Source organism: Dyadobacter sp. CY343 (assembly GCF_021390335.1).
Taxonomy (GTDB): Bacteria; Bacteroidota; Bacteroidia; order Cytophagales; family Spirosomataceae; genus Dyadobacter.
This window is the reverse complement of sequence record NZ_JAJUXK010000001.1, coordinates 389,442-412,391: the sequence shown is the minus strand read 5'-3', so window position 1 is coordinate 412,391 and position 22,950 is coordinate 389,442. Positions and strand designations below refer to the sequence as shown.

Below are 22,950 nucleotides of genomic sequence, written 5' to 3'. Positions count from 1 at the left end.
CCTTTTCGAAGACATAGTTTCTGTAAAAATAATCAATAAAATAATACTATTTGTCGTATCCAGGGTTTTGAACCAACAACGCATTCCGGTTGATCTCATCGCGGCTGAACGGACGGAAGTACATTTTATCCACCCATTTCCGGTTTTCGTGAGACTTTTCCTCCACCGGCGTGTAAGTATAATCGTAAACCGTCGGATCGTAATGATAAGGCTCTTTCATCGACTTACCCGCCTTGAATTTACCGATCACGTTGATGTATTGAAGTGGCCGGCCCAATGTAGCCTCAGCGATCATCCACCGACGTGCATCGTGGTAGCGATGTTCCTCATAAGCCATTTCAACCCTTTTCTCGTGACGTAAAGCATCTTTCAATGCAGCTCCCGATACTTTCAATGCAGGCATACCGACGCGGAAACGGATTTTGTTCAACCATTCCAACGCAATTGCGTCCTGACCCAATTCAATGCTTGCCTCTACGTAATTGAATACGTTTTCAGTCACGCGGATAAATGGCCAAGGAATATTCTGACGGTCGGTATTGTCATATAAACCTGGATTCGGGTCGATAAATTTACGCATGTAATATCCTGTGCGGCTACCGTTCCAGTCTTCGATTGAGCTGCTTCTGGTATCCAATCCTTTGCGGTTGATCAATGCACCTTTGTCATCAAGCAAATCATAAGCGCCTGTCTGGATCTGGTTGGCAGGATCTTTGGCATCGGAAGGACGTGGCTTCCAGGGTGCACCATCGTACATTACGGTTGCATAAAGACGAGGATCACGGTTTGCGTAAGGACTCGCCTTGTGAACAGGGTTGGTCCAGGCAAATGCAGTTCCGTCCATCATCTGGTAATCGTCAACCAACGTACCGATCGGCGTATTACCCGCCCAGTTGTGGTATCCGTTAGGACCGTTGTTCAAACCTGTCTGGCGCGCGCCTTCATTCATACTTGGCGAGAAGTAACGGCCAAAAACGATCTCACTTCCGGCACTTGCATCAAGGGTTTTGTCAGCACTTGCGCCGCCCATTGCGATCGACACATAATTAAGTTTGCCTTGTTCCGGAGTTACGGGTGCAGCCAAGTTCAGCTTGAAACCTCCGCCTATTGTTGCGTCCAAAGCAGCTTTCGCAGCTACCTGCGCCGCTTGCCAGCGTGCTTTGCGGTCGCCGGTTGTGTAACCCAGGAATTCCGGATTAGGATAGCCTGCGATTACCGAAGATTTCGCTTTGGCAGTCGGGATATCGTGCAAATCACTTGCAGCGTAAAGGAGTACCCTCGCTTTCAGTGACAAAGCAGCTGCCTCAGTGGCGCGGCCTTTTGCAAGATTTTTCCCTTTCAATAACAATGCAGCACTGTCGCAATCACTTACGATCGCCTTGATACATTCGTCAAAAGTGTTACGTGCCACTGAATAATCTTCATTCAGTTTGTACACTTTTTTGATGATAGGAACAGATCCATAGTAACGCACCAGCTGCTGATAGTAGTAAGCTCTCAGGAAGTAAGCTTCTCCGATCAGTCTGGCTTTCAACGCCTCGTCAGTGAAAGTAGCGATAGGCAGGTTGTTCAATGCAATATTTGCATTACGAACCTGCGTATACATCTGGCTCCATCCGTAAGTCGCGTCAACCCAGCCCAGATTGGACGGGCTTAAACTTCCTTCGGTCACCGTGTTGATATTACGACCAGTGTGGGTAAAAACGGCTTCGTCCGTGAGGGAAGCGAGCATTTGCTCACTAAATCCACCCTGCTGAAGTCCTCCATAATTACCCGTTACAAAACCTTCTGCCAATGCCCCGTCTTTCCAAACCTCCTCGGTCGGGATTTCGGTCGGTGGAGTTACGTCGAGGAACTCGGTATCGCACGATGCCAAACCGCCCGCCAACAGCATTACGATAGCTAAACCTTTATATCTTAATTTCATATTTGTTTTCATTAAAATGCCAAACGTACACCAGCGCTCATAATTTTTGCCTGAGGATAATACTGACCATCATTTCTGGTCGCTTCCGGATCCCACACTTTGATCTTGTCAATCGTAAGCAGGTTCAGTCCGTTCACATAAATTCTCAGATTGCTCAATCCGATTTTCGATCCGATCTCAGAAGGCAGATTGTAACCGAGTTCGATGTTTTTCAAACGCAGGTAATTGCTGCTTTTCAGGAAGTAATCATTAATACCCGCCTGACCAGTGTTCGTGTAGTAACGGTTGTTACGGTTTGTCAAACGTGGGTACTCGCTAGTTGGGTTATCGATCGTCCAGCGGTGGTCGAAGTCATATTTCAGATAGTTACCAATGTCGCCGGATTCTGTCAGACCGATGATCTGCAAACCGCCGGTAGCGCCCTGGAACAATACTGAAAGGTCAAATGCTTTGTAGCCAAGGTTGATAGAAGCACCGCCAGTAAACCATGGACGCTGCACTTTCTCGCTGCGCACGCGGTCATCCGCACTGATCTTCTTATCGCCATTCACATCTTTGAACTTCATATCACCTGGTCTCAGGTTACCAGTGATCGGGCTGTAATCGATTTGATTGGCATCGATCTCAGCCTGGTCTCTGAATGCACCGTCAAACTGATAGACTAGGAATGAGTTGTAAGGCATTCCGGTAGATCTCTGATAAGAAGGAGCACCCGGCGTTTCATCCCAGTATTTAATCTCATTTTTAGCAAAACCACCATTTACACTGACAGAATAAGTAAAATCACCCGCATTACCATCGTAGCTCACTTTGAATTCCCATCCTTTGTTTTGCAGCTTACCCAGGTTTTGAGGAGGAAGCTTTCCGTCGATACCTGCGGTTGAAGGTGTAGAACCAGCCTTAGGGATCAGGATATTAGAACGGTTGTTTACGAAATAATCAAATTCGAAAGCGACTTTATCACGGAACAGTGTACCCTCGATACCGAAGTTGGTATTGTTGGCAACCTCCCAGGTGAAGTTCTTGTTAGCAACACGGGATTCGAGCAAGGTTTTAGCAACCTGGTCGCCGATGATGTAGCTTCCGAAGCCCATTGTAGACAGATACTGGTATTCAGCCAGTGTTTCTGTTCCAAGGAAATAGGGTTCTGCACCCATTTGGCCCCACGATCCGCGTACTTTCACATTGTTCAGGAAGCGGATATTGTTTTTCCAGAAGTCTTCTTCCGAAACCCTCCATCCCGCCGAAACCCCAGGGAAAAATCCGAAACGGCCTTCTTTTGGAAACACGTAAGAACCATCCACACGCCAAAGGAATTCAGCCAGATATTTCTCTTTGTAGTTGTAACCTGCACGACCGAAGTAGCTCAAACGCGCTCTTTTGTACAAATCGAAGTTATTGATATCCTGCTCGGCAGTACCACCCGCGAATAGCTGGTCAACTACCGGAGAGATGAAATACCTGCGGAATGCAAAGAATCCGTCTGCATCCACTTTTTCATTCTGAATACCCGCCATCACATTGAAGTTATGCGCGCCCACAGATTTTTCGTAAGAAACCTGACCAGTAAGCTGGATTGAAAGCTCCTGAGAAGCACTTTCTCTCAAACGAGGATCTTTGAAAGTAGAGCGAACTGTTCCGCTAAGGAGCGGGCTTACGCCATCTGCTTCGAATTTAGATTTGTCAGGCCACGAATACAAAGTCCACGGCGTTTCGAAGTTTTTCTGACGACGCAGCTGCTTATCCAGAGCCGCCATAACGTTTACTTTTAGCCCGGATACACCTGGAATCTGAATTTCAAGTCCACCGTTAGTCTGGATATAATCTCTTTTATCGTTGTTATAACCAGTTGTATTGGTTGTGATAACCGCAGGGTTCTGACCATTTTCGATATCAGGACCCGGGCGACCGTCTGGCCAGATTGCGATCTCAGTTGGCTTTCCACGCATTAACATACGGAAAATCGCCTGCGCGCTGTTTCCACCACTTGGGAAATGTCTGTGCTCTTCGCGCAGTGTAAGTCCCAGGTTCGCAGTCACATACTTGTTGATTTTTGTATCAAGATTGATACGCATATCATATTGCTTGTAACCGGTTGCAGAATTGATGTAGTATCCGTCCTGCTTGATGTGCCCGATCGAGGCAAGGTATTTGATATTCTCGCTACCACCTGTCAGTTGCAGATTATGGCGCTGCTGAGGTGCCCATTTACGAAGTACCGAACCGTACCAGTCTGTATCAGGGTAAAGCAGAGGCGAAGATTGGTCTCTGAATTTCTGAATATCCTCCGGCTTGAAAACGGCATTGACCACATTTTGATTGTCGGTACGGGTATACGATCCGTTTGAATTAAATCCTTGCAAAGCACCGCCCCATTGTCCCACAGGCAGGTTATCGTAAATCTGCAATTCGTTACGGATTGTCGCATATTCTTCTGCATTCGACATTTCCGGAGTACGCGTTGGTGCAGACAACCCCAGGTTAACATCGTACGAAATCATCGGCTTGCCGGTTTTTCCGCGTTTGGTAGTAATCAGGATAACCCCGTTACCGGCGCGTGAACCGTAAATCGCAGCCGCAGCATCTTTCAAAACCGAAATACTTTCAATATCAGCAGGGTTGATCCGGTCAAGACCACCACTTCTGTTTGGTACCCCGTCGACAACGATCAGTGCATTGCTGTTACCCAGAGAGTTGGTACCGCGGATACGGATTGCTGATCCATCATAACCTGGTTCACCACTTGCCTGTACAGCAGAAACACCCGGAAGGCGGCCACCCAATGTATTTGATAAGTTGGCTGCCGGTGCTTTTTGCAATTCGGCTCCTTTAACGGCTGTAACTGAACCGGTAAGCGTCGCTTTTTTGGCGGTACCGTAACCCACAACCACCACTTCTTCCAGTGCTTTGGTATCAGTTTGCAGCGTGATATCGACAGAATTCCTGTTCCCGGTCGCAATTTCCTGGGTTAGGTAACCGATAAATGAATAGACGAGCGTGGCATTTCTTTCTGCATTCACAGTGTAGTTACCCTCGTTGTCGGTCACAGTCCCAGCGGTAGTCCCTTTTACGACTACACTTACACCCGGCAATGCCTGGCCTTGCTCATCCTTGATCTTACCTTTGATTGTGTTTTGCGCGTGGGCAGCTGTCACAAAAGCAAGCATGAGGAGAAGTGAAAAAATACCACGCGACACGACACGGGGTACCCAATCAGTAGAAAATCTCATAGATTAAAATTTAGAGTTAAAAGTGGTAATTGAAAGTTGCTTAACCGTATAAGCACGGAACGTAGAGCTGATAAATTCTCCCAGTCACGGAAGTAGTCTACAAGTCAAAGAAGAGTTGGATCGGAAAGTTTTTACATACGCTTTTTTTAATGGTGGTTGAAACGTTCAGTCATTAATTCAGAGGGTGTACTTTTAACACAATTCGATTTACAGCGCCTGCAAAATCCCTTCGATAAGTACATATCAGAATGATTTACTCATGCGATTGTACAAAAAGATATTAATTATTTAACAAAAGAAAGCATTCACGGTTATAGTCTATAATTTATAAGAAAATAACAATAGATATCACTTATTTAGCTGGAAATGCACTTTTTGTCATATATAAGTTACAATTATTCGTTCTTTAATCCAGAATTGGTAACCACTGATTGATTATTTATATTCGTATTCTTAACTGCTACTGTCTTTACCCACCTATCTACTTGTAATGAGATTAAGCTTACTCTCCCTGGTCGTTCTCGCCTTTTGTTTTAGTTGTAAAAAAGAGCTCACGCCAGCCGAATACAATGCAAAGGCGGCAGATCCAGCGCTTTTCCACGAAACCGCTACCTACCTGACGGACGTGATCATCCACGATATTTTCAAACCGCCGGTTGCAAGCCGCATTTACAGCTATTCTTTCTTAGCTGCATACGAAGCACTAGCGCCCGGGTATCCTGAATATCAATCTCTTGCAGGCCAGCTGGTCAAATTTACAGCACCGCCAAAGCCTGATTCCTCCCTTGCCTATTGCTTTCCCCTGGCTAGTATCCGGGCATTTACTTCCGTGGGCCGCACACTGACTTTCTCAGGTGATATGTGGGATAAGTATGAAAAAGGGCTTTTCGAGAAGTATCAAAACATGGGAATTCCGGAAGAAGTATACGAACGGTCACTAGCATACGGTGACTCGGTTGCGAAGCATGTGATGCAATATTCTTCCAAAGATCACTATAAGGAAATCCGTGGTTACAGGTACACGGTAACGCACGCGCCCGGCACCTGGGTACCTACGCCGCCCGCTTACGCTGATGCTTGTGAACCTATGTGGAATACGGTCCGGACTTTCACATTAGATTCGATTACACAGTTCCGTTGCCCGCCCCCGGCCAAGTACGATCTTGACAAAAACAGCAAGTTTATGAAGTTAGCGATGGAGGTTTATAACACCGGCAAAACGCTGACCGAAGAGCAAAAGGCAGCTGCCTATTTTTGGGATGATAATGCATTTGTTACCAATGTAGTCGGCCACGCAATGTTCGCAAACAAGAAAATGACTCCTGCCGGGCACTGGCTCGCTATTATCAGAACAGTATCGACAGATAAAAAGCTCGATCTGATCCGCTCCACCGAAGCATATACATTGGGCGCATTGGCATTGTTTGACGCGTTTTCAGCTTGCTGGGATGAAAAATACAGAACCGTGAGGATCCGGCCCGAAACGGTTATCAATAATAACTGGGACCCAAACTGGCGACCATTCCTCGAAACGCCGGCTTTCCCGGAATATGTAAGTGGCCACAGTACCATTTCAGCTGCATGCGGAGTGGTATTAACGAACCTGATCGGCGACAATGTAGCTTTTACAGATTCGACTGAAAAGAAATACGGGCATGGTGTAAAATCCTTTAAATCGTTCAAAGAAGCTTACTGGGATGCCTCTATGAGCCGCGTTTATGGCGGGATCCACTACCGCGACGGTGTCGAGGAAGGTACTTATCTAGGTGAAAAAATCGGTCAAAATGTCTGGCAACGCGCGGTTACCAAGAAAGGTCGTCACGCAATTGCCAGTAAGTGATTTTTTACGCGATCCGATCTACGCGATCCGATCTACGCGATCCGATCTACGCAACTCGATCCGCATTGTAGTGCAGGCCGATGTTTTCTCTTCGCGCCATTGCCATTTTAATGATCAGATACGAAACAGAAATCATGTTTCGCAGCTCACATATTGCCACGGAAATTTTGGATTCGCGGTACAGATCTTCGTGCTCCTGGTGCAGCAATTCAAGCCGGTCGTATGCGCGTTTCATCCGGCGATCGGTGCGGACGATGCCCACGTAATTGGACATGATACTATTCAGCTCCCGCGTCATTTCTGTGACCAATACCTGCTCTTCGGGATGTGTTGTGCCTGAATCGTCCCATTCTGGGATGTTATCAGGAGTAAAGGCATTTTCAAAACTGGATATGGTGCTTTCATAAGCGCGGTGACCAAAAACCACCGCTTCCAGTAATGAATTGGAAGCGAGCCTGTTGGATCCGTGCAAACCTGTACAGGCACATTCACCCACTGCGTATAAAAAGTCGATATTGGTTTTGCCCCATTCATTTACCCGAATTCCTCCGCACATATAATGTTGCGCAGGCACTACCGGTATCATATCTTTCCGTACATCAATTCCCTCATTCAGACAGTATTCTGTGATATTCGGAAAATGCTCGACGAATTTTTCATAGTCACAATGCCGCACGTCCAGGTACACGTGATCCACCCCGTTTTTCTTCATTTCCGAGTCAATAGCGCGGGCCACAATATCCCTGGGCGCGAGCGAAAGCCTCGAATCGTAATTTTCCATAAATGTACTTCCATCGGCCCTTTTCAATATTCCTCCAAAACCGCGTACTGCTTCGGAAATGAGGAATGAGGGTTTTTGACCTGGTTTGTAGAAGCTGGTAGGATGGAACTGAATAAATTCCATATTGTCGCAAATCCCTTTTGCCCGGTAAGCCATCGCAATTCCGTCGCCGGTCGCGATCGTCGGGTTGGTAGTACTTTGGTAGATATTCCCGATCCCGCCGGTCGCGAGCATCGTAGTTTTTGCTATAAATTTTTCAACATCTCCGGTCTGGCGGTTCAGAACATACGCGCCAAAACACTTGATATCCTCCTGGTAACGATAAACGGTCTCGCCCAAATGGTGCTGCGTGATCAGTTCGACAGCATAATAGTGGGTAAATATCTGAATGCTTTTGTGCCGGTTCACTTCTTCCAAAAGTGCCCGCTCTATTTCGGCGCCGGTGATATCCTTGAAATGTAGAATCCGGTTATCCGAGTGTCCGCCTTCTTTTGCCAGGTCATATTCTCCCCCGCTTTCCTTGTCGAACCGGGTACCATAATCAATCAGTTCCTGGATCCGCTCGGGCGCTTCGCGCACAACGATTTCCACGATATTCCGCTTGTTGACCTCGTCGCCGGCGTCCATCGTATCCTGAATATGCTTTTCAAATGAATCCGATTCTGCCCAAACGACCGCAATACCGCCTTGTGCATATTTAGTGTTCGTTTCGTCAGCCTGAACTTTCGTGATCACGGCAATGGACTTCTCCTGTTTCAGGGAATCAAAATGTCTGGCGAGTTTGGCCGCGTAACTAAGTCCGGCAATACCCGAACCAATAATCAGAAAATCAAACTGGGGCATAAATTGAGAGAAAAATACAAATTATAAGATTAGATACCTTTGCTCAGTTCCAGCATGCGGGCCACTGATTCGTAGGCTTTCAGCCTGATATCTTCCGGTACAAAAATCTCCGGCTGCTCATAATAAAGTGCATTATAAACTTTTTCTAACGTATTCATCTTCATGTATGGACATTCTGAGCACGCACAGGTATTGTTGTCCGAACCTGGCGCAGGAATCAATTTTTTGTCCGGCACCGATTGTCTCATTTTGTGTAAAATGCCTGCTTCGGTCGCGACGATAAACTTGGTATGGTTGGATTCTTTAACAAACTTCAACAACCCGGTCGTCGAACTTACATAATCCGCCTGCTTCAATATATCTTCCTTACACTCAGGGTGGGCGATCAGCAATGCATCCGGATTTTCATCCTGCAACTGCTTCAATTTTTCTCTCGAAATATCAATGTGAACAATGCAGGCGCCGTCCCACAAAACCATATCCCGGCCCGTTTGATGCGCGACATATCTTCCTAAGTTTGCATCAGGAGCAAATATGATCTTCTGGTCTTTCGGCAGACTTTCCACGATCTGCAAGGCATTTGAGGACGTACAAACGATGTCCGTCAAAGCTTTAATTTCCGCTGAACAGTTGATATAACTGATCACAATATGATCGGGATATTGGGCCTTGAATGCAGCAAATTTGTCGGCAGGTGCAGAATCCGCGAGCGAACATCCTGCGTTGAGATCAGGAATAACCACCTTTTTATTGGGGCTGAGAATTTTTGCAGTCTCTCCCATGAAATGCACGCCGCAGAAGATGATCATATCTGCCTCCGTCGCAGCTGCCTGCTGAGAAAGACCGAGACTGTCACCAATATAATCCGCAAGATCCTGAATTTCAGCGTCCACATAATAGTGTGCGAGGATCACTGCATTCTTTTCTTTCTTTAACCTCGTGATCTCGGCGATCAGATCGATATCTTCGGCAACAGCTTCGGTGACATATCCGTAACGGTTTACCTGCTCTTCAATAGTTGTCATTCTGGTGAATAATTGGCTCTAATTGATATTAAAACTCCTTTTCGAAATTACGATATTAAAACCAATCCAAAGCAAAGAAAGTGCGACAGGCTTCCAAATGGAAAAGCCGGAACGTTTCCGCCCCGGCTTCAATCCAACAAAATTTCTTACTTATAATATCCAGCGGAAAAACGCATATAACGTTCCTGAAAGCAGCATAGTGACCGGTAATGTTAATATCCAGGCAATTACGATATTCCGGACTGTTCCACCCTGTAAGTTTTTGACACCTTTACTGGCTACCATCGAACCCGCGATCCCGGAAGAAAGTACGTGCGTTGTACTCACCGGTAAGCCGAGGTAAGACGAAACGCCGATGGTACTGGCGGCAACGAGCTCAGCAGAAGCACCTTGTGCGTAAGTCAAATGTTGTTTTCCGATCTTTTCACCAATCGTCACCACAATACGTTTCCAGCCCACCATTGTACCAAGACCCAGCGAAAGTGAGATCATCAAAATAACCCAGTCCGGTGCATAATCCGTGTAACGTCTGATCCCCTGCTCACTTCCCGACTGCATTTTGAGGTAAGCAGCATCGGCCGAACCAAGGTTTGCGTGTCCGTTATCAAGGATCGTTTTTGTATTGCGGCTGATCAAAAGCAATGAGCGACGGGCGTCCATTCTTTTTTCCAACGGTAATTTATGTTCCGGCAGAGAGTCGCTTACCTGTGCATTCAGGTTGGTAATTTCATGTTTAATTGTCGCGAGATTGTGGCGATCTGTAACTGAAAGTCTTGAAGAATCAATTTTTGAAACCGCCTGCTCGATACCGATCAGGTCCGCTTTCATTTGAATAGGATCCTGGCTATTGTCCAATGCAAAATGTGCAGGTACAATTCCAATTAATATCAACATCACCAACCCTACACCTTTTTGTCCGTCGTTGGAACCGTGGAAAAAGCTTACTAATGTACAGGTTGTGATCAAAATAGCGCGGATCCAGATTGGAGGCGGCTGATTTTTCTTGGGCTCACTGAAAACGATTTCACGTAAAGGCTTTGAAAGTGAGCGCCTTAATATGAACATAATGATGATCGCCAATGCAAAACCGAAGATCGGAGAAGTCAGCAGCGACATGAACAATTCTTTTGCCTTCGACCAGTTTACACCCGCTGCATTGGAATTTTCGGGCATGAATGTAAATGCAAGACCTACCCCTAAAATAGAGCCGATCAGCGTATGCGAGCTCGAACTCGGCAAGCCAAAATACCAGGTACCCAGGTTCCAGATGATCGCGCTGAAAAGCAGCGCGAAGACCATTGCGGCACTATGATAAACGTTTTGATCAATGAGCAATTCGACGGGAAGCAGGTTGACAATACCCATTGCTACTGCTATTCCACCAAAGAAAACACCGCAGAAATTCATAAAACCAGACCAAACTACGGCCACATTTGGTTTCAGGGAATTTGTATAAATCACAGTAGCGACCGCATTGGCAGTATCGTGAAAACCATTGACAAATTCGAATGCGCAGGCGGCTAAAAGGCTAAAAGCGAGGAGAATAAAGATGTCGGTTTCAAGACCAAACATAGAAGAAGTATATAAGTTTATTTATAAACAGCACAAAGCTACTTATTCTTGAGCGATGCAATATTAACAAATTGTTAAGCCAAAGTTTTATGCCGTCTCCTTATTTGCCAGCTGGCCGCACGCTGCGTCTATATCTTTCCCACGACTTCTGCGCACATGCACAGAGACGCCGCGATCATCCAGAAACCCGGCGAACTTATCTAGCTTATCCCCTTCCGTATTCTTGAAATCGGCTTCTGCAATCGGATTATATTCGATGATATTCACCCGCGCCGGAACCCTTTTAGTGAACTCCCACAACTCTTTCGCATCCTGCAAAGTATCGTTGAAATTATTGAAAACGATGTATTCGAAAGTGATCCTGTTGCCCGTTTTTCTGTAAAAATGGTTCAGAGCTTCCGCCAGGTTATCGAGTGAATTGGATTCATTGATCGGCATAATCTGATTTCTTTTCGCATCATTTGCCGCGTGGAGCGACAATGCAAGCCGGAAACGCACTTCATCATCGCCCAGCTTTTTGATCATTTTCGCAATACCCGCAGTAGAAACGGTAATGCGTTTAGGCGACATATTCAGTCCCTCCGGCGAGGTAATATGCTCGATGGATTTCAGAACATTGGTATAGTTCAAAAGCGGCTCGCCCATTCCCATATACACGATATTGGTAAGCGGCGCATTGAAACTTCCTTCCGCCTGGCGCGCGATCGCCACTACCTGATCGTAAATTTCGCCTGCTTCCAGGTTGCGTTTGCGGTCCATATATCCGGTTGCGCAAAATTTGCAGGTAAGCGAGCAACCAACCTGGCTGCTCACGCAGGCGGTCATTCTGTCTGTGGCAGGGATTAAAACGCCTTCTACCAGATTTCCGTCAAATAGTCTGAATGCAGATTTGATCGTACCGTCGTTGCTTTGCTGCTGTTTTGCCACTTCCATATTATGAATGACAAAATGTTCATCCATCAACTGGCGGGTAGGAAGGGAAAGATTAGTCATTTCGGCGAACGAATGGGAAGATTTTTTCCAGATCCATTCATATATCTGCTTCGCCCTGAAAGCTTTTTCTCCGTGCTCGGCCATCCAGCCTTTCAGCTGATCGACTGTCAATTTTCGGATATCCTGCTTGTCTTGTATTCCGGTCATTTTTATTTTTTTGGGTCAAATGCGTTTTGCATTCGGCCTGTTTGAGCTGCAAAGGTACTGAAAGTCAGCAACGAAAACTTAACCCGGCGCTGATTCTGAAAGTTCAATCGGTTAGATATTCACTTTTCCACTCGCGGATCAGGTCGGTACCTGCGGGCATGATCGACAATGCTTTCGTAATCAGATTGGGCGCAATAGGTACTACCAGCGGATAAAGGTAGGTATCATCTGTGCGGTGCGCCGGAATTTTCACTCCGATCATATCCACCAGCCAGAAAAAAACGCTGATCCCGAAAACCCACGTAAAAACGCCCACCATCGCGCCGGCAAAACTGTCGAAAGTACCCAGAATAGAATACCTCAGCGAGCGCCGGATCATATATCCGAATTGATTCAATAAGAATATGGTAGGAAAGAAAATCACTGAAAACCCGATATAAGGCAGGATCCGCTTGGCCATACTATCGCTGAAATAGGGGGTTAATACCTCCATTCCGAGCCCTAAAAATTTAAACCCCAAAACCATAGCCACGGCAAAACCTGCTATTCCGATAATTTCGATCAGCAAACCTTTGCGGTAACCATGTAATGCACCCCACAAAAGCGGAATGAGGATGATTACATCCAGTAATTTCATGCGAGCAATCCCTTCACCAATGCAGATACTACTTTTCCGTCAGCCTGGCCAGCCAGTTCCTTGGTCGCCACGCCCATTACTTTGCCCATATCAGAAGGCGCCGAAGCTCCTATTCGGGTAATAATTTCCTGCAATTTCGCTTTCAATTCGTCCTCAGTAAGTTGTTTTGGCAGGAATTGTTCGATGACCGCTAATTCTGCCTCTTCTTTTTGCAGAAGATCCTCACGGTTTTGAGTCTTGTAAATATCGGCTGATTCACGGCGTTGCTTGGCTGCTTTGGTCAGCAATTTCAGCTCGTCATCAGAAGTCAGCTCGCCGCTCGCGCCGCCTTTTGTTTCTTCCAATAAAATCAAAGACTTAATAGCGCGGAGTGCACGCAAAGTATCCTGATCCTTAGCCCGCATTGCATCTTTTATACCCGACTCGACTTGTGTTTTTAAAGACATGTTTTTAATGTTGAATGATTGAATGACTGAATGACTGAATTGCCGGGTGCCGGCGCGATGAATATTTGATTAATTGTTTATAAAACGTATTTTGAACTAGTGAACACTAAATTTGCAATCGGCGAATTTAAGAGATTCGTCCCAAATAACCCGAATCAAAGCATTCATTGCACCGGATCGCTCATTAGCGCCTTCAACAAGTATTAACCAAATCATTCAATCATTCAATCATTAAAAAATGACTCGCCTAAGCGTTAACATCAACAAAATTGCTACCCTGCGCAATTCCCGCGGCGGTGATAATCCTAATGTACTGAAAGTGGCGCTGGATTGTGAGCGATTTGGTGCACAAGGTATTACAGTTCACCCGCGGCCTGACGAGCGGCACATTCGTTACCAGGATGTGTATGATCTGAAAGAAGTGGTTACCACTGAATTTAATATCGAGGGTAATCCTTCTGAGAAAAAATTCGTCGAGCTGGTATTGGCCAACAAGCCTGACCAGGTTACGCTCGTGCCAGACGCATTGCACGCAATTACTTCCAATGCAGGCTGGGATACCATTAATAATAAGAGTGAACTGACAGATCTGATCAGCATTTTCAAGTCTGCCGGCATTCGTGTTTCTGTGTTTGTGGATCCGGATCAAAAAATGGTAGAAGGAGCCAAAATATGCGGTGCTGATCGCGTGGAGCTTTATACAGAACCCTACGCCGCAGGCTATTTTGAGAACAGACAAAAAGCGGTGTTACCATTCGTAGCAGCCGCTGAAACCGCAAGGGAAGTAGGTTTGGGCTTAAATGCCGGCCACGATCTGAGCCTGGACAATCTGCGCTTCCTCAAACAAAGTATCCCCTGGATGGACGAAGTTTCCATCGGCCACGCGCTGATCTCCGACGCACTTTATCTGGGTCTTGAAAATACGATACAAATGTATTTAAGAGAGTTGGAGTTGTGACACAAAGCTTGTCACCCTGAGCGGAGTCGAAGGGTAACATGCAGCACGTTACCCTTCGACTCCGCTCAGGGTGACAAAAAAGCTGGAGTTGTGACAAAACGAAGGCTACCACCCCTTCCTATATTCCCTTTTAACAAACTGATTGGCGATATCGAAATTGGTGATCTTCATATTATCTCCGTCCCAGATCAGCTTTTGCCGGCCGGGGAATGTAAATCCTTTTCCGTCTGCCTTGGCTTCGCGGTGCAGGTAGCTTCTTACCGCCAGGTTTCCCATTAAAACAATCTCAGTAAGCGGGCCCGATTGATCAAATGAAGAGCTGGTGTAAGCGCCAAATCCTTTTTTGCAAGCCTGAACAAACTGCTGCTGGTGACCTGCGGGGCCGCCGGGTACCAGTTCACGCGGTTGAATATTTAGCCGCACGTTCTCAAATTGCTTCTCCGGCCATAGTCTGGGATTTTCTCCAAACATTTCTGCGCTCAAAATTCCTTTGGTACCGATAAACAGCATTCCTCCGTCCACACTACCGAAAACGGTTTTGTAGTCGCAACCTTCGGGTAGCTGCGGCCTGATACCACCGTCGTACCAAGAAAAGCTGATCTCCTTCCCGGGCGTTTTTGAAGCAAATTTTAAATGTATCGAAGAAGAAGGTGGACAAACGTCATCGAAAAATGCCTGACTGAAAAAATCGGAATATACTGAGCCTACGCTGCATTCGACGGAAGTCGGGTACCCAAGCTTCATTGCCCGAAATGGCACATCGATAAAATGACAGCCCATATCCCCAAGCGCCCCGGTACCAAAATCCCAGTAACCCCGCCACCGGAAAGGCATATAAGCTTCATGATATGGCCGTTTTGGAGCATTACCGAGCCAAAGATCCCAGTCTACTTCTTTCGGGATTGGCTGAGATTCATTTTTATCCTTTGGAGATTTCACACCCTGCGGCCAAACCGGGCGGTCGGTCCAGACTTCTATTTTGTAAACATCACCGATAGCACCCGACTGAACAATAGCTTCCGTCTGCCGGGTACCATCGCCGCTACTGCCCTGGTTGCCCATTTGGGTCACTACCTTATATTTTTTAGCGGCCTGCGTCAGGTTCCTCGCTTCCCAGATATCCTTGGTCAGTGGTTTTTCGACATAAACGTGCTTACCAAGCTCAATGCAGGACATTGCGATCGGGAAATGCATGTGGTCCGGGGTTGTGATCAGGACAGCATCTATGTTTTTGGCTTCCTTTTCCAGCATTTTCCGGTAGTCCCTGTAATACGGTGCTTTGGGAAATTGCTTTCTGTATTTTTCTGACTGACGGTCGTCTACATCACAAAGAGCGACCATATTATCTGCACCATTATTATATGCAAGCCTGATATTTACATCGGCTTTGCCGCCACAGCCCACGGCGGCGATATTAAGCTTGTCACTTGGAGGAATAAATCCCTTCCCCAGCACGTAGCGGGGAACTATCATAAAGCTCGCCGCGGCTACTGCGCCAGCTTTGACGAATTTTCTGCGATTAATCTCCTGTCCGGACTCTGCCTGCTGATTTTCCATTTTGAATTGCAGGTTCTTTTAAAACAAACCCGTCTCGATGAAAAGCCAGCGCTATTACAGCCCTACTATTTGCCCCCGAAAGTTTCAGCGATTTTCATAGCCACGCCCATATCCCCGTCGATTTTCAGCTTGCCCGACATTAAAGCCATCATCGCATTTAAGTCTCCATCCATCAATTTCAATGCATTTTTAGTCGAAACCTCAAAAGTGCAATCTGCTTCTTTATCTTCATTTGAAACTGCATTCGGCACCGATTTTCCGTCGACGTATACAGTACCTTCTTCGGTTACAAATTTCGCGGTCGCATTCAGTCCGCTGTCCGTGCCGAGCATATTTGTTACGCGCTCGGTAAGTGTTTGAAGGCTCATGATAATGGTTTTTGTGTTGTTGAATATTAAGTCAGACCTGAACGACAAATGTATGTTGGACGTTAAGAATATTCAAATCGGCTTTGGTGTTTTCATCTAAATCCGCAAATTTTACATGGCAGGCTAAACTGACCTGCTGATTATCTTACTCAATGAGTGCTCCCGCAATACGTCCGACTTTCCTAACTATTTTGTGTTTTCTTACCTTTATGAGTGCTGTTTCCGGTCTTTGGACTCATTCCGAAAAACTATGGAGCCCCGAGATCATGGCCGATAAAACAAGGGAGACTTTCGAGACTGTGCGTGAAAGTCTGGACACACAGAAAGCAACCGCAGATACGGAAACAATGGACAAAATGTTCGAATCGGTGATCAAACAAACCACAGCTGATTCCGTGAGGACTGCGGCGATCATTATGCTGATTTTTGAATCCCTTGCGCTTTATGCAGCCTATTTAATGTGGAACCTGAATAAGAAAGGTTACTATCTCTACCTGGCTGGCATTGCGGTCGCATTTCTGGCGCCGCTTTTCCTGATAGGCGGCTGGCTTGGAGTGATCAATGCGATGGCGGGTATCTTCCTGAGTATTTTCATGGCCGTGCTGTATGCTTTGAACCTGAAACACATGTCTTAATATCAGTATATTACCTAATCCTATCTTAACCCTAACGCGCAGCAACTCACGTTGCATTCAATTCGTGAAATTGAGAATCTAAGGTCTTGCTTTCCACGAAGAAAAGATTTTATTTTGCGCACTAATTTTGAATCGAGAAAATGGCTTTAATTAACAAGATCAGAGAGAAATCCGGGATTGCCGTGACGGTAATCGCTATCAGTTTAATTCTTTTTATGATTGGCGGCGATCTTATGGGCCCCAATTCGATGCTGGGAGGAAACAATAACCAGGTTGTAGGCGAGATAGCCGGCAAAGAAATTAATATAAAAGATTTCCAGGGCAGGGTCGACGGATTCCGCCAGAACTACGAAGCGCAATCGGGCCGCAGCCTTAATGAAGGCGAGCTTGCTTCTCTGAGAGATCAGGCCTGGAACCAGTTTGTAGTGGATATTGCTTATAAAAGCCAATTCGATAAACTGGGACTGACTGTTACAGATGACGAACTGTACGATATGGTTCAGGGAAACCACATCAGCCCATCGATTCTACAAGCATTTTCGGATCCTACTACTGGAAAATTTGATAAAAATGCAGTTATCAATTATCTAAAAAACCTTAAAACGCTTCCGGTCGAACAACAAAAATCGTGGGAGAATTTTGAGAAAAGCCTTCGTGAAGAACGTACCCGCAGTAAATATGAAAACCTGCTGAGACTTTCTACTTATACTCCGAAAGCACAGGCTGAGAAAGAATATGTAGCGCAAAACACGAAAGCCAACTTGCGTTACCTGTACGTACCTTATTTCTCGGTTGTAGATACAACGATCAAAGTTACCGACGCGCAGCTGGAAGATTACCTCAGCGCGCACCGCAAAGAATATAAGGGAACAGATACCCGCTCGATCGAGTACGTTACTTTTCCGGTACAACCTGCAAAGGATGACAGTGCTGCACTTTATGCTGAGATCAAAGAACTGGCGAGAGGTCTTGCAGCTGCACCCAACGATTCAGCTTTTGCGAGCATGAATTCAGATATTCCGCTTCCTATTAATATGTCTCTGGCAAATATGTCAGACCAATTGAAAGAGGCAGTTAAGACTTTCGTACCAGGTGGTGTTTACGGACCTTACCGGGAAGAAAATACCTATTATATCTACAAATACGGCGGTACCCGCTCTGATACAGTCTCATCTGCAAGAGCCAGCCACATTTTGATCCGTGCAGAAAATCAGTCGGATTCAGCAAAAGCGGCTGCTCGTGTAAGAGCGGAAGGTATTCTTGCCCAAATTAAAGCAGGAGCAAATTTTGAAGCTTTGGCTGCTACTTCCAGTGCCGATCCTGGATCTGCTCAACGTGGTGGTGACCTTGACTATTTCCAGAACAACGGTGCAATGGTCAAGCCATTTGAAGATGCTGTGTTCTCTGCTACCGCACCTGGTTTGATCCCTAGACTTGTAGAAAGCCAGTTCGGTTTCCACATTATCAAGGTAACAGACACAAAATCCAATACGCTGTACCGCATTGCTGCAATAGGAAAAACGATCGCGCCAAGTCAGGCAACACGTGACGAAGCTTACAGAAAAGCGGATGAATTTGTTAATTCTGTAAAAACAAAAGAACAGTTCGACGAGGCAGTTAAGAAAAACAAAAACCTGATCGTAGCAACAGCAAACCGTATTCCTGAGTCTTCAACCAATATCAATGCGATCAAAAATGGTCGTGAGATTGTAAGATGGGCTTTCAAAGACGATTCTAAAATCAACTCGGTATCTCCGGTATTTGAAACGGAAGAACAATATATCGTGGCTGTTCTTACCGGCAAATCGGATGCAAAAGACGTGAAAGTGAATGATTTCCGTGATGAGCTTACTACCAAGGTACGTAACCAGATCAAAGCGGAACAAATTACAGCCAAGCTGAAAGGCGCAACCGGCGATCTGGATGCAATTGCAAAGAAATACGGTGCAGGCGCATTGGTTGAATCAGCAAATGATATTTCATTGGCAACCGGCTTCCTTACCAGCGCAGGATTTGATCCGATCGCATTAGGAAAAGCTTTTGGTTTGAAAGCTGGTCAGAAATCAGATGTATTCACTGGCGAGAACGGTGTTTTCATCGTAGAACTGCTGAACAAAACAGAAGCTCCTAAAATTGCGGATTTTACGCAGTACAAAACGCAGTTGACTCAATCACTGGAAGGCAGAACGTCTTACCTGGTAAACGAGGCGATCAGGGACAACGCGAAAATCGAAGATAACAGAGCTAAGTTTTTCTGAGATAAATAAAAATAATCTTTCACTAAGAGGAGCAGAATTCATTTCTGCTCCTCTTTTTGTTTCAGGACTGCAAAAAATTCAGAAAAAAGTAATAGTATTGCACTATCAATTGTCAATCTTACACTTATAATCACAATGAGCATCTTACTCGGAGAACAGGAGTACTTTAAAGGAGTCGGGAAAATCGCTTTTGAAGGACCCGAAACAGATAACCCGTTGGCATATCGCTGGTACGATGAAAACCGTATCATCGGCGGCAAAAGCATGAAAGACCATTTGCGGTTCGCGGTTGCTTACTGGCATACATTCTGCGGATCCGGTTTGGATCCGTTTGGCGGACCTACTCTTTTTTACCCATGGGATAAAAAAGCAGACGCAGTTGACCGTGCGAAAGATAAAGCAGATGCAGCATTCGAATTGATCACCAAGCTGGGCCTACCCTACTATTGCTTCCATGATCTGGATGTGGTGGATTACGACGACGATGTAAAAACGAACGAAAAACGCCTGCAAACCCTGACTGAATACCTGGGTCAGAAACAAAAGGAATCTGGTGTAAAACTGCTTTGGGGAACAGCTAACCTGTTCGGTCACCACCGTTACATGAACGGCGCCTCCACAAACCCTGACTTTGCTGTGGTAACACACGCTGGTGCACAGGTGAAAATGGCGCTGGATGCAACGATCGCTTTGGGCGGTGAAAACTATGTTTTCTGGGGCGGCCGCGAAGGTTATATGACCCTTTTAAATACCGATATGAAGAGAGAGCAGGAGCACTTTGCGCAAATGCTTAAAATGTCGGTAGCTTATGCGCGTGCGAATGGTTTCAAAGGTAAATTCTTCATTGAGCCAAAACCTTGCGAGCCTACCAAGCACCAATATGATTACGATGCAGCGACTGTGATCGGCTTCCTTCGCCACCATGATCTGCTGAACGATTTCGCATTGAACCTGGAAGTAAACCACGCTACATTGGCGGGACATACTTTCGAGCACGAATTACAGGTTGCAGCAGATGCCGGTATTCTGGGGTCAATCGACGCCAACCGCGGTGATTATCAAAATGGCTGGGATACCGACCAATTCCCGAACGATCTGGCAGAATGGACAAAAGCATTGCTTGTGATCCTGAAAGCAGGTGGCTTGCAAGGCGGCGGTATCAACTTTGACGCGAAACGTCGTCGTAACTCAACTGATATGGAGGATGTATTCCACGCGCATATTGGCGGTATCGACACAGTGGCAAGAGCACTTGTTGTGGCTGATAAAATCATTCAGAACGGCGAATACGACAAGATCCGCACGAACAGATATGCAAGTTTTGACGGTGGAAAAGGTGCTGAATTTGAAAACGGCGCGTTGAAACTGGAAGATCTTTTTGATCTGGCAGCGACAAACGGCGAACCGGCAATTACTTCCGGCAGACAGGAATATCTTGAAAACCTGATCAACAAGTTTATTTAAGCTGATCAGCAAAATTTCTTATCCATAAAAAATGGCCGGCAATGTGCCGGCCATTTTTGCTATGTGAAGATTTAGATTTAGTCCTGCTGACTTAACTCTTTATCAATTGCAACTACACGCTGCTGTACTTCTTTCTGTACTGTTTCCAGTCGCTTATCTTCCATCGGTTTCTGCAATTCGAGAATATTGGCTTGCAGCAGATCGCGTTCTTTGGTGAATTTATCCCTTCTTTCCGTCAGGCGCTTCTTAGAATTATCATTGGCCGATTGAAGTTTCTCGTCCAGCTTTTTAATACGATCCTGAATAGTTGTTTCACGTTCTTTGAGTGAAGTGAGGTATTCCTGCTGCTTTTCATTCAGCTTCGCATTTGCATCCAGTAATTCCTCTTTCGCTTTTGACATTTCTTCCTTGCTAGTATCATTCGACACTACCTCAGAAGTTTTTTCAGCCGCTTCCAGTGCCTCTTCCTCTGCATTCGCAAGTTCTTTTCTATCCTTATCTGCACCCGAATTACAGCTGAATGTCATCGAAGCCATCAATATCATGGTCCCAGCGACCCATACACTCATTGTCTTTTTCATATCTGTTGATGAATTTATTGGTTGAAAGTTTAAACACCCCTAAATTTTAATGCCAACGCAGTCTCTTAAATGAACAAACCCCTGAAAAGTTTCCAGGGGTTTGGCTATCAGATAATGAAACACTTAGGTAAGGCGGCACCTTAAGAACCACTTTTTTCAAGCATTAATATCCTTCATTTTGCTTCAAATTGGTATTGTTTCTCATTTCTGAAGTCGGTATCGGGAATAGCAGTTCACGCGCGGTAACTGTCGGTCCGTAAGAAAATTTGTGCCCTACATAATTGTCAAATTTCTTGGTAGTCACATTGAATGCTTTCCGCAGACGCACCATATCAAACCAGGTAATATTCTCGAAACAAAGCTCATACCAGCGTTCCCGCCAGATCGCCTCACGAAGTGCGTCCTTTGTCAGGCCGGCCAATGCAGGCAGCTCCGCCCGAGTGCGGACCGCATTAACAGACTCATAAACCTTGGCAGAAGGCCCGGTGGCTTCGTTCGCAGCCTCGGCATAAGTGAGCAACACATCGGCATACCTGATCACCGGCCAGTTAAGGTCGCTGTTTGCAGTGCTGGTCTGGGCGGTAACATCAAAATGTTTGTAAATAAAATTCCCACCCAGATCGACCACTTTGCTCCTGTCGGCTTCATCTGTGAATTTGGTATAGAAAAACTGCTTTTCCTTCGCTCTCAAATCCGCCGGATCGTACGATTTCACAAAATCCGCAGTGGAGTAAATTCCGCCTGTTTCATCCGAGTACTGGGAGATATTCTTGTTATAAGGAATAATAGAAACCTGCCAGCCAGAAGGTAGGATCTGGGTTTTGAACTGGATCATGAAGATATTTTCCTCCACATTCTTTTTGGCAGGATTATGCAGATCGTTGTAAGTAGTAAACAACCTGAACTGTTTGGAATCGATCACTTCCTCCGCTTTTTTGGCTGCCAGCTCGTAATATGCAGCTCCTTTTTGCAGCGGATAACCGGCCATTGTCAGGTAAACCTGCGCGAGCAACGATTTGATCGCGCCCATAGAAACCTTTCCGGAAGGATCTGCCCAGGGCAAGCCCGACGCTTCGGCCGCTTTCAGATCTGCAACAATATAATTGTAAACTTCTTCCACTGTCGCCTGAGAAGGTTTCAGTTGCGGCGATTGCAGGTCCACAGACTCCGTAACAAGCGGAATATTTCCGAACATCCGCACCAGGTTGAAATAATAAAAGGCCCTCAGAAATTGCGCCTCCCCGACCAGCTTTGTGGCCTCGGCCGCGTTCATAGCAGGGATACCCGGGATTTTCTCAATTGACAAATTTGCATTCGCAATCCCGCGGTAATAGGCGGCCCAGTAAGTCTGGCCGTAACCATTATCCGATGTATTACGCAGATCTTTGACGAAATAGCTATTTACAGCCTGCCCAAGGTCGGTATTTGCGAGGCCGGTCGCGAATTCTGTCATCATCCAGGCTCCTCCTCCAAACCCGCTGCCGAGCGGCTCCCGCAAACTTGCATAAATCGCATTGACCGCACTTCTGCCGTGGGCCGGCTGCGTAAAGTAGCTGTCCGTCGTGAAGTTGCTAGGGTCTGTCTCTTCCAGAAAATCGTTGCAACCTGTGGCGAAAAATATGCTCACCACTGTCGCGAGCAATCCTATTTTATTTGATATTCGATTCATATTGCTTCTGAATAAGAGT

17 protein-coding genes are annotated in these 22,950 nt (G+C 46.0%); 5 read left to right on the top strand and 12 right to left on the bottom strand.

What is annotated here, in order from left to right; all coding sequences use genetic code 11:
* Positions 1-46: 46 nt before the first annotated feature.
* Both LZG94_RS01620 and LZG94_RS01615 read right to left on the bottom strand, forming a co-directional pair.
* On the bottom strand, positions 47-1,927 hold the full coding sequence (locus tag LZG94_RS01620; protein WP_233790235.1) for a RagB/SusD family nutrient uptake outer membrane protein: 1,881 nt from the start codon (positions 1,925-1,927) through the stop codon (positions 47-49).
* A gap of 11 nt (positions 1,928-1,938) precedes the next feature.
* Positions 1,939-5,094, bottom strand: coding sequence for a SusC/RagA family TonB-linked outer membrane protein (locus tag LZG94_RS01615; protein WP_409013238.1), 3,156 nt, complete (start codon positions 5,092-5,094; stop codon positions 1,939-1,941).
* A 553-nt stretch (positions 5,095-5,647) separates the two neighbouring features.
* On the opposite strand from LZG94_RS01615, the gene LZG94_RS01610 reads away from it, so the two are divergent.
* Positions 5,648-6,997 carry a vanadium-dependent haloperoxidase gene (locus LZG94_RS01610; protein ID WP_233790231.1) on the top strand — a complete coding sequence of 450 codons (1,350 nt, stop codon included), beginning with the start codon at positions 5,648-5,650 and terminating at the stop codon, positions 6,995-6,997.
* Between the two features lie 46 nt (positions 6,998-7,043).
* Here the strand turns inward: LZG94_RS01610 and nadB are convergent, their stop codons facing one another.
* The 6 genes from nadB to LZG94_RS01580 all read right to left on the bottom strand — a co-directional run bounded on the left by nadB (position 7,044) and on the right by LZG94_RS01580 (position 13,441).
* Entirely contained in the window at positions 7,044-8,621 is a 1,578-nt protein-coding gene (gene nadB / locus LZG94_RS01605) for an L-aspartate oxidase (protein WP_215233857.1), read from the bottom strand.
* Positions 8,622-8,650: 29 nt separating this feature from the next.
* Positions 8,651-9,646 carry a quinolinate synthase NadA gene (gene nadA / locus LZG94_RS01600; protein ID WP_233790229.1) on the bottom strand — a complete coding sequence of 332 codons (996 nt, stop codon included), beginning with the start codon at positions 9,644-9,646 and terminating at the stop codon, positions 8,651-8,653.
* Between the two features lie 150 nt (positions 9,647-9,796).
* Positions 9,797-11,218: an inorganic phosphate transporter gene (locus tag LZG94_RS01595; RefSeq protein WP_233790228.1), complete on the bottom strand. Its 1,422-nt coding sequence runs from the start codon at positions 11,216-11,218 to the stop codon at positions 9,797-9,799.
* Positions 11,219-11,305: 87 nt separating this feature from the next.
* Positions 11,306-12,358 carry a 23S rRNA (adenine(2503)-C(2))-methyltransferase RlmN gene (gene rlmN, locus LZG94_RS01590; protein WP_215233860.1) on the bottom strand — a complete coding sequence of 351 codons (1,053 nt, stop codon included), beginning with the start codon at positions 12,356-12,358 and terminating at the stop codon, positions 11,306-11,308.
* 103 nt (positions 12,359-12,461) lie between these two features.
* Positions 12,462-12,995: a CvpA family protein gene (locus tag LZG94_RS01585; protein ID WP_215233861.1), complete on the bottom strand. Its 534-nt coding sequence runs from the start codon at positions 12,993-12,995 to the stop codon at positions 12,462-12,464.
* The gene (locus LZG94_RS01580; protein ID WP_233790220.1) at positions 12,992-13,441 is read right to left on the bottom strand and encodes a GatB/YqeY domain-containing protein; all 450 of its coding nucleotides are present in this window, start codon (positions 13,439-13,441) and stop codon (positions 12,992-12,994) included. The genes LZG94_RS01585 and LZG94_RS01580 overlap by 4 nt, the downstream gene beginning before the upstream one ends.
* A gap of 238 nt (positions 13,442-13,679) precedes the next feature.
* Between LZG94_RS01580 and LZG94_RS01575 the strand changes: the two genes are divergently transcribed.
* A complete protein-coding gene (locus tag LZG94_RS01575; protein WP_233790219.1) occupies positions 13,680-14,399 on the top strand; it encodes a pyridoxine 5'-phosphate synthase in 720 nt (239 codons plus the stop codon).
* A gap of 105 nt (positions 14,400-14,504) precedes the next feature.
* On the opposite strand, the gene LZG94_RS01570 is transcribed toward LZG94_RS01575, so the two are convergent.
* Together LZG94_RS01570 and LZG94_RS01565 are read right to left on the bottom strand one after the other, a co-directional pair.
* Positions 14,505-15,956, bottom strand: a complete 1,452-nt coding sequence (locus LZG94_RS01570; protein WP_233790217.1) for a Gfo/Idh/MocA family protein — start codon at positions 15,954-15,956, stop codon at positions 14,505-14,507.
* Positions 15,957-16,021: 65 nt separating this feature from the next.
* Positions 16,022-16,324 carry an SCP2 sterol-binding domain-containing protein gene (locus tag LZG94_RS01565; RefSeq protein WP_233790216.1) on the bottom strand — a complete coding sequence of 101 codons (303 nt, stop codon included), beginning with the start codon at positions 16,322-16,324 and terminating at the stop codon, positions 16,022-16,024.
* A 209-nt stretch (positions 16,325-16,533) separates the two neighbouring features.
* On the opposite strand from LZG94_RS01565, the gene LZG94_RS01560 reads away from it, so the two are divergent.
* The 3 genes from LZG94_RS01560 to xylA all read left to right on the top strand — a co-directional run bounded on the left by LZG94_RS01560 (position 16,534) and on the right by xylA (position 20,681).
* Positions 16,534-16,959: a hypothetical protein gene (locus tag LZG94_RS01560; RefSeq protein ID WP_215233866.1), complete on the top strand. Its 426-nt coding sequence runs from the start codon at positions 16,534-16,536 to the stop codon at positions 16,957-16,959.
* Positions 16,960-17,099: 140 nt separating this feature from the next.
* Positions 17,100-19,217: a peptidylprolyl isomerase gene (locus LZG94_RS01555; protein WP_233790214.1), complete on the top strand. Its 2,118-nt coding sequence runs from the start codon at positions 17,100-17,102 to the stop codon at positions 19,215-19,217.
* Positions 19,218-19,352: 135 nt separating this feature from the next.
* Positions 19,353-20,681, top strand: a complete 1,329-nt coding sequence (xylA, locus tag LZG94_RS01550; RefSeq protein ID WP_233790212.1) for a xylose isomerase — start codon at positions 19,353-19,355, stop codon at positions 20,679-20,681.
* A gap of 77 nt (positions 20,682-20,758) precedes the next feature.
* On the opposite strand, the gene LZG94_RS01545 is transcribed toward xylA, so the two are convergent.
* Entirely contained in the window at positions 20,759-21,262 is a 504-nt protein-coding gene (locus LZG94_RS01545) for a hypothetical protein (protein ID WP_215233869.1), read from the bottom strand.
* A 163-nt stretch (positions 21,263-21,425) separates the two neighbouring features.
* Positions 21,426-22,931, bottom strand: coding sequence for a RagB/SusD family nutrient uptake outer membrane protein (locus tag LZG94_RS01540; RefSeq protein ID WP_233790211.1), 1,506 nt, complete (start codon positions 22,929-22,931; stop codon positions 21,426-21,428).
* Between the last annotated feature and the right edge of the window lie 19 nt (positions 22,932-22,950).

Excerpts from the sequence above, each read along its gene's own strand:
- LZG94_RS01620 (WP_233790235.1), bottom strand. The coding sequence starts at position 1,927 with ATGAAATTAAGATATAAAGGTTTAGCTATCGTAATGCTGTTGGCGGGC.
- LZG94_RS01615 (WP_409013238.1), bottom strand. The coding sequence starts at position 5,094 with ATGCTTGCTTTTGTGACAGCTGCCCACGCGCAAAACACAATCAAAGGT.
- LZG94_RS01610 (WP_233790231.1), top strand. The coding sequence starts at position 5,648 with ATGAGATTAAGCTTACTCTCCCTGGTCGTTCTCGCCTTTTGTTTTAGT.
- nadB (WP_215233857.1), bottom strand. The coding sequence starts at position 8,621 with ATGCCCCAGTTTGATTTTCTGATTATTGGTTCGGGTATTGCCGGACTT.
- nadA (WP_233790229.1), bottom strand. The coding sequence starts at position 9,646 with ATGACAACTATTGAAGAGCAGGTAAACCGTTACGGATATGTCACCGAA.
- LZG94_RS01595 (WP_233790228.1), bottom strand. The coding sequence starts at position 11,218 with ATGTTTGGTCTTGAAACCGACATCTTTATTCTCCTCGCTTTTAGCCTT.
- rlmN (WP_215233860.1), bottom strand. The coding sequence starts at position 12,358 with ATGACCGGAATACAAGACAAGCAGGATATCCGAAAATTGACAGTCGAT.
- LZG94_RS01585 (WP_215233861.1), bottom strand. The coding sequence starts at position 12,995 with ATGAAATTACTGGATGTAATCATCCTCATTCCGCTTTTGTGGGGTGCA.
- LZG94_RS01580 (WP_233790220.1), bottom strand. The coding sequence starts at position 13,441 with ATGTCTTTAAAAACACAAGTCGAGTCGGGTATAAAAGATGCAATGCGG.
- LZG94_RS01575 (WP_233790219.1), top strand. The coding sequence starts at position 13,680 with ATGACTCGCCTAAGCGTTAACATCAACAAAATTGCTACCCTGCGCAAT.
- LZG94_RS01570 (WP_233790217.1), bottom strand. The coding sequence starts at position 15,956 with ATGGAAAATCAGCAGGCAGAGTCCGGACAGGAGATTAATCGCAGAAAA.
- LZG94_RS01565 (WP_233790216.1), bottom strand. The coding sequence starts at position 16,324 with ATGAGCCTTCAAACACTTACCGAGCGCGTAACAAATATGCTCGGCACG.
- LZG94_RS01560 (WP_215233866.1), top strand. The coding sequence starts at position 16,534 with ATGAGTGCTGTTTCCGGTCTTTGGACTCATTCCGAAAAACTATGGAGC.
- LZG94_RS01555 (WP_233790214.1), top strand. The coding sequence starts at position 17,100 with ATGGCTTTAATTAACAAGATCAGAGAGAAATCCGGGATTGCCGTGACG.
- xylA (WP_233790212.1), top strand. The coding sequence starts at position 19,353 with ATGAGCATCTTACTCGGAGAACAGGAGTACTTTAAAGGAGTCGGGAAA.
- LZG94_RS01545 (WP_215233869.1), bottom strand. The coding sequence starts at position 21,262 with ATGAAAAAGACAATGAGTGTATGGGTCGCTGGGACCATGATATTGATG.
- LZG94_RS01540 (WP_233790211.1), bottom strand. The coding sequence starts at position 22,931 with ATGAATCGAATATCAAATAAAATAGGATTGCTCGCGACAGTGGTGAGC.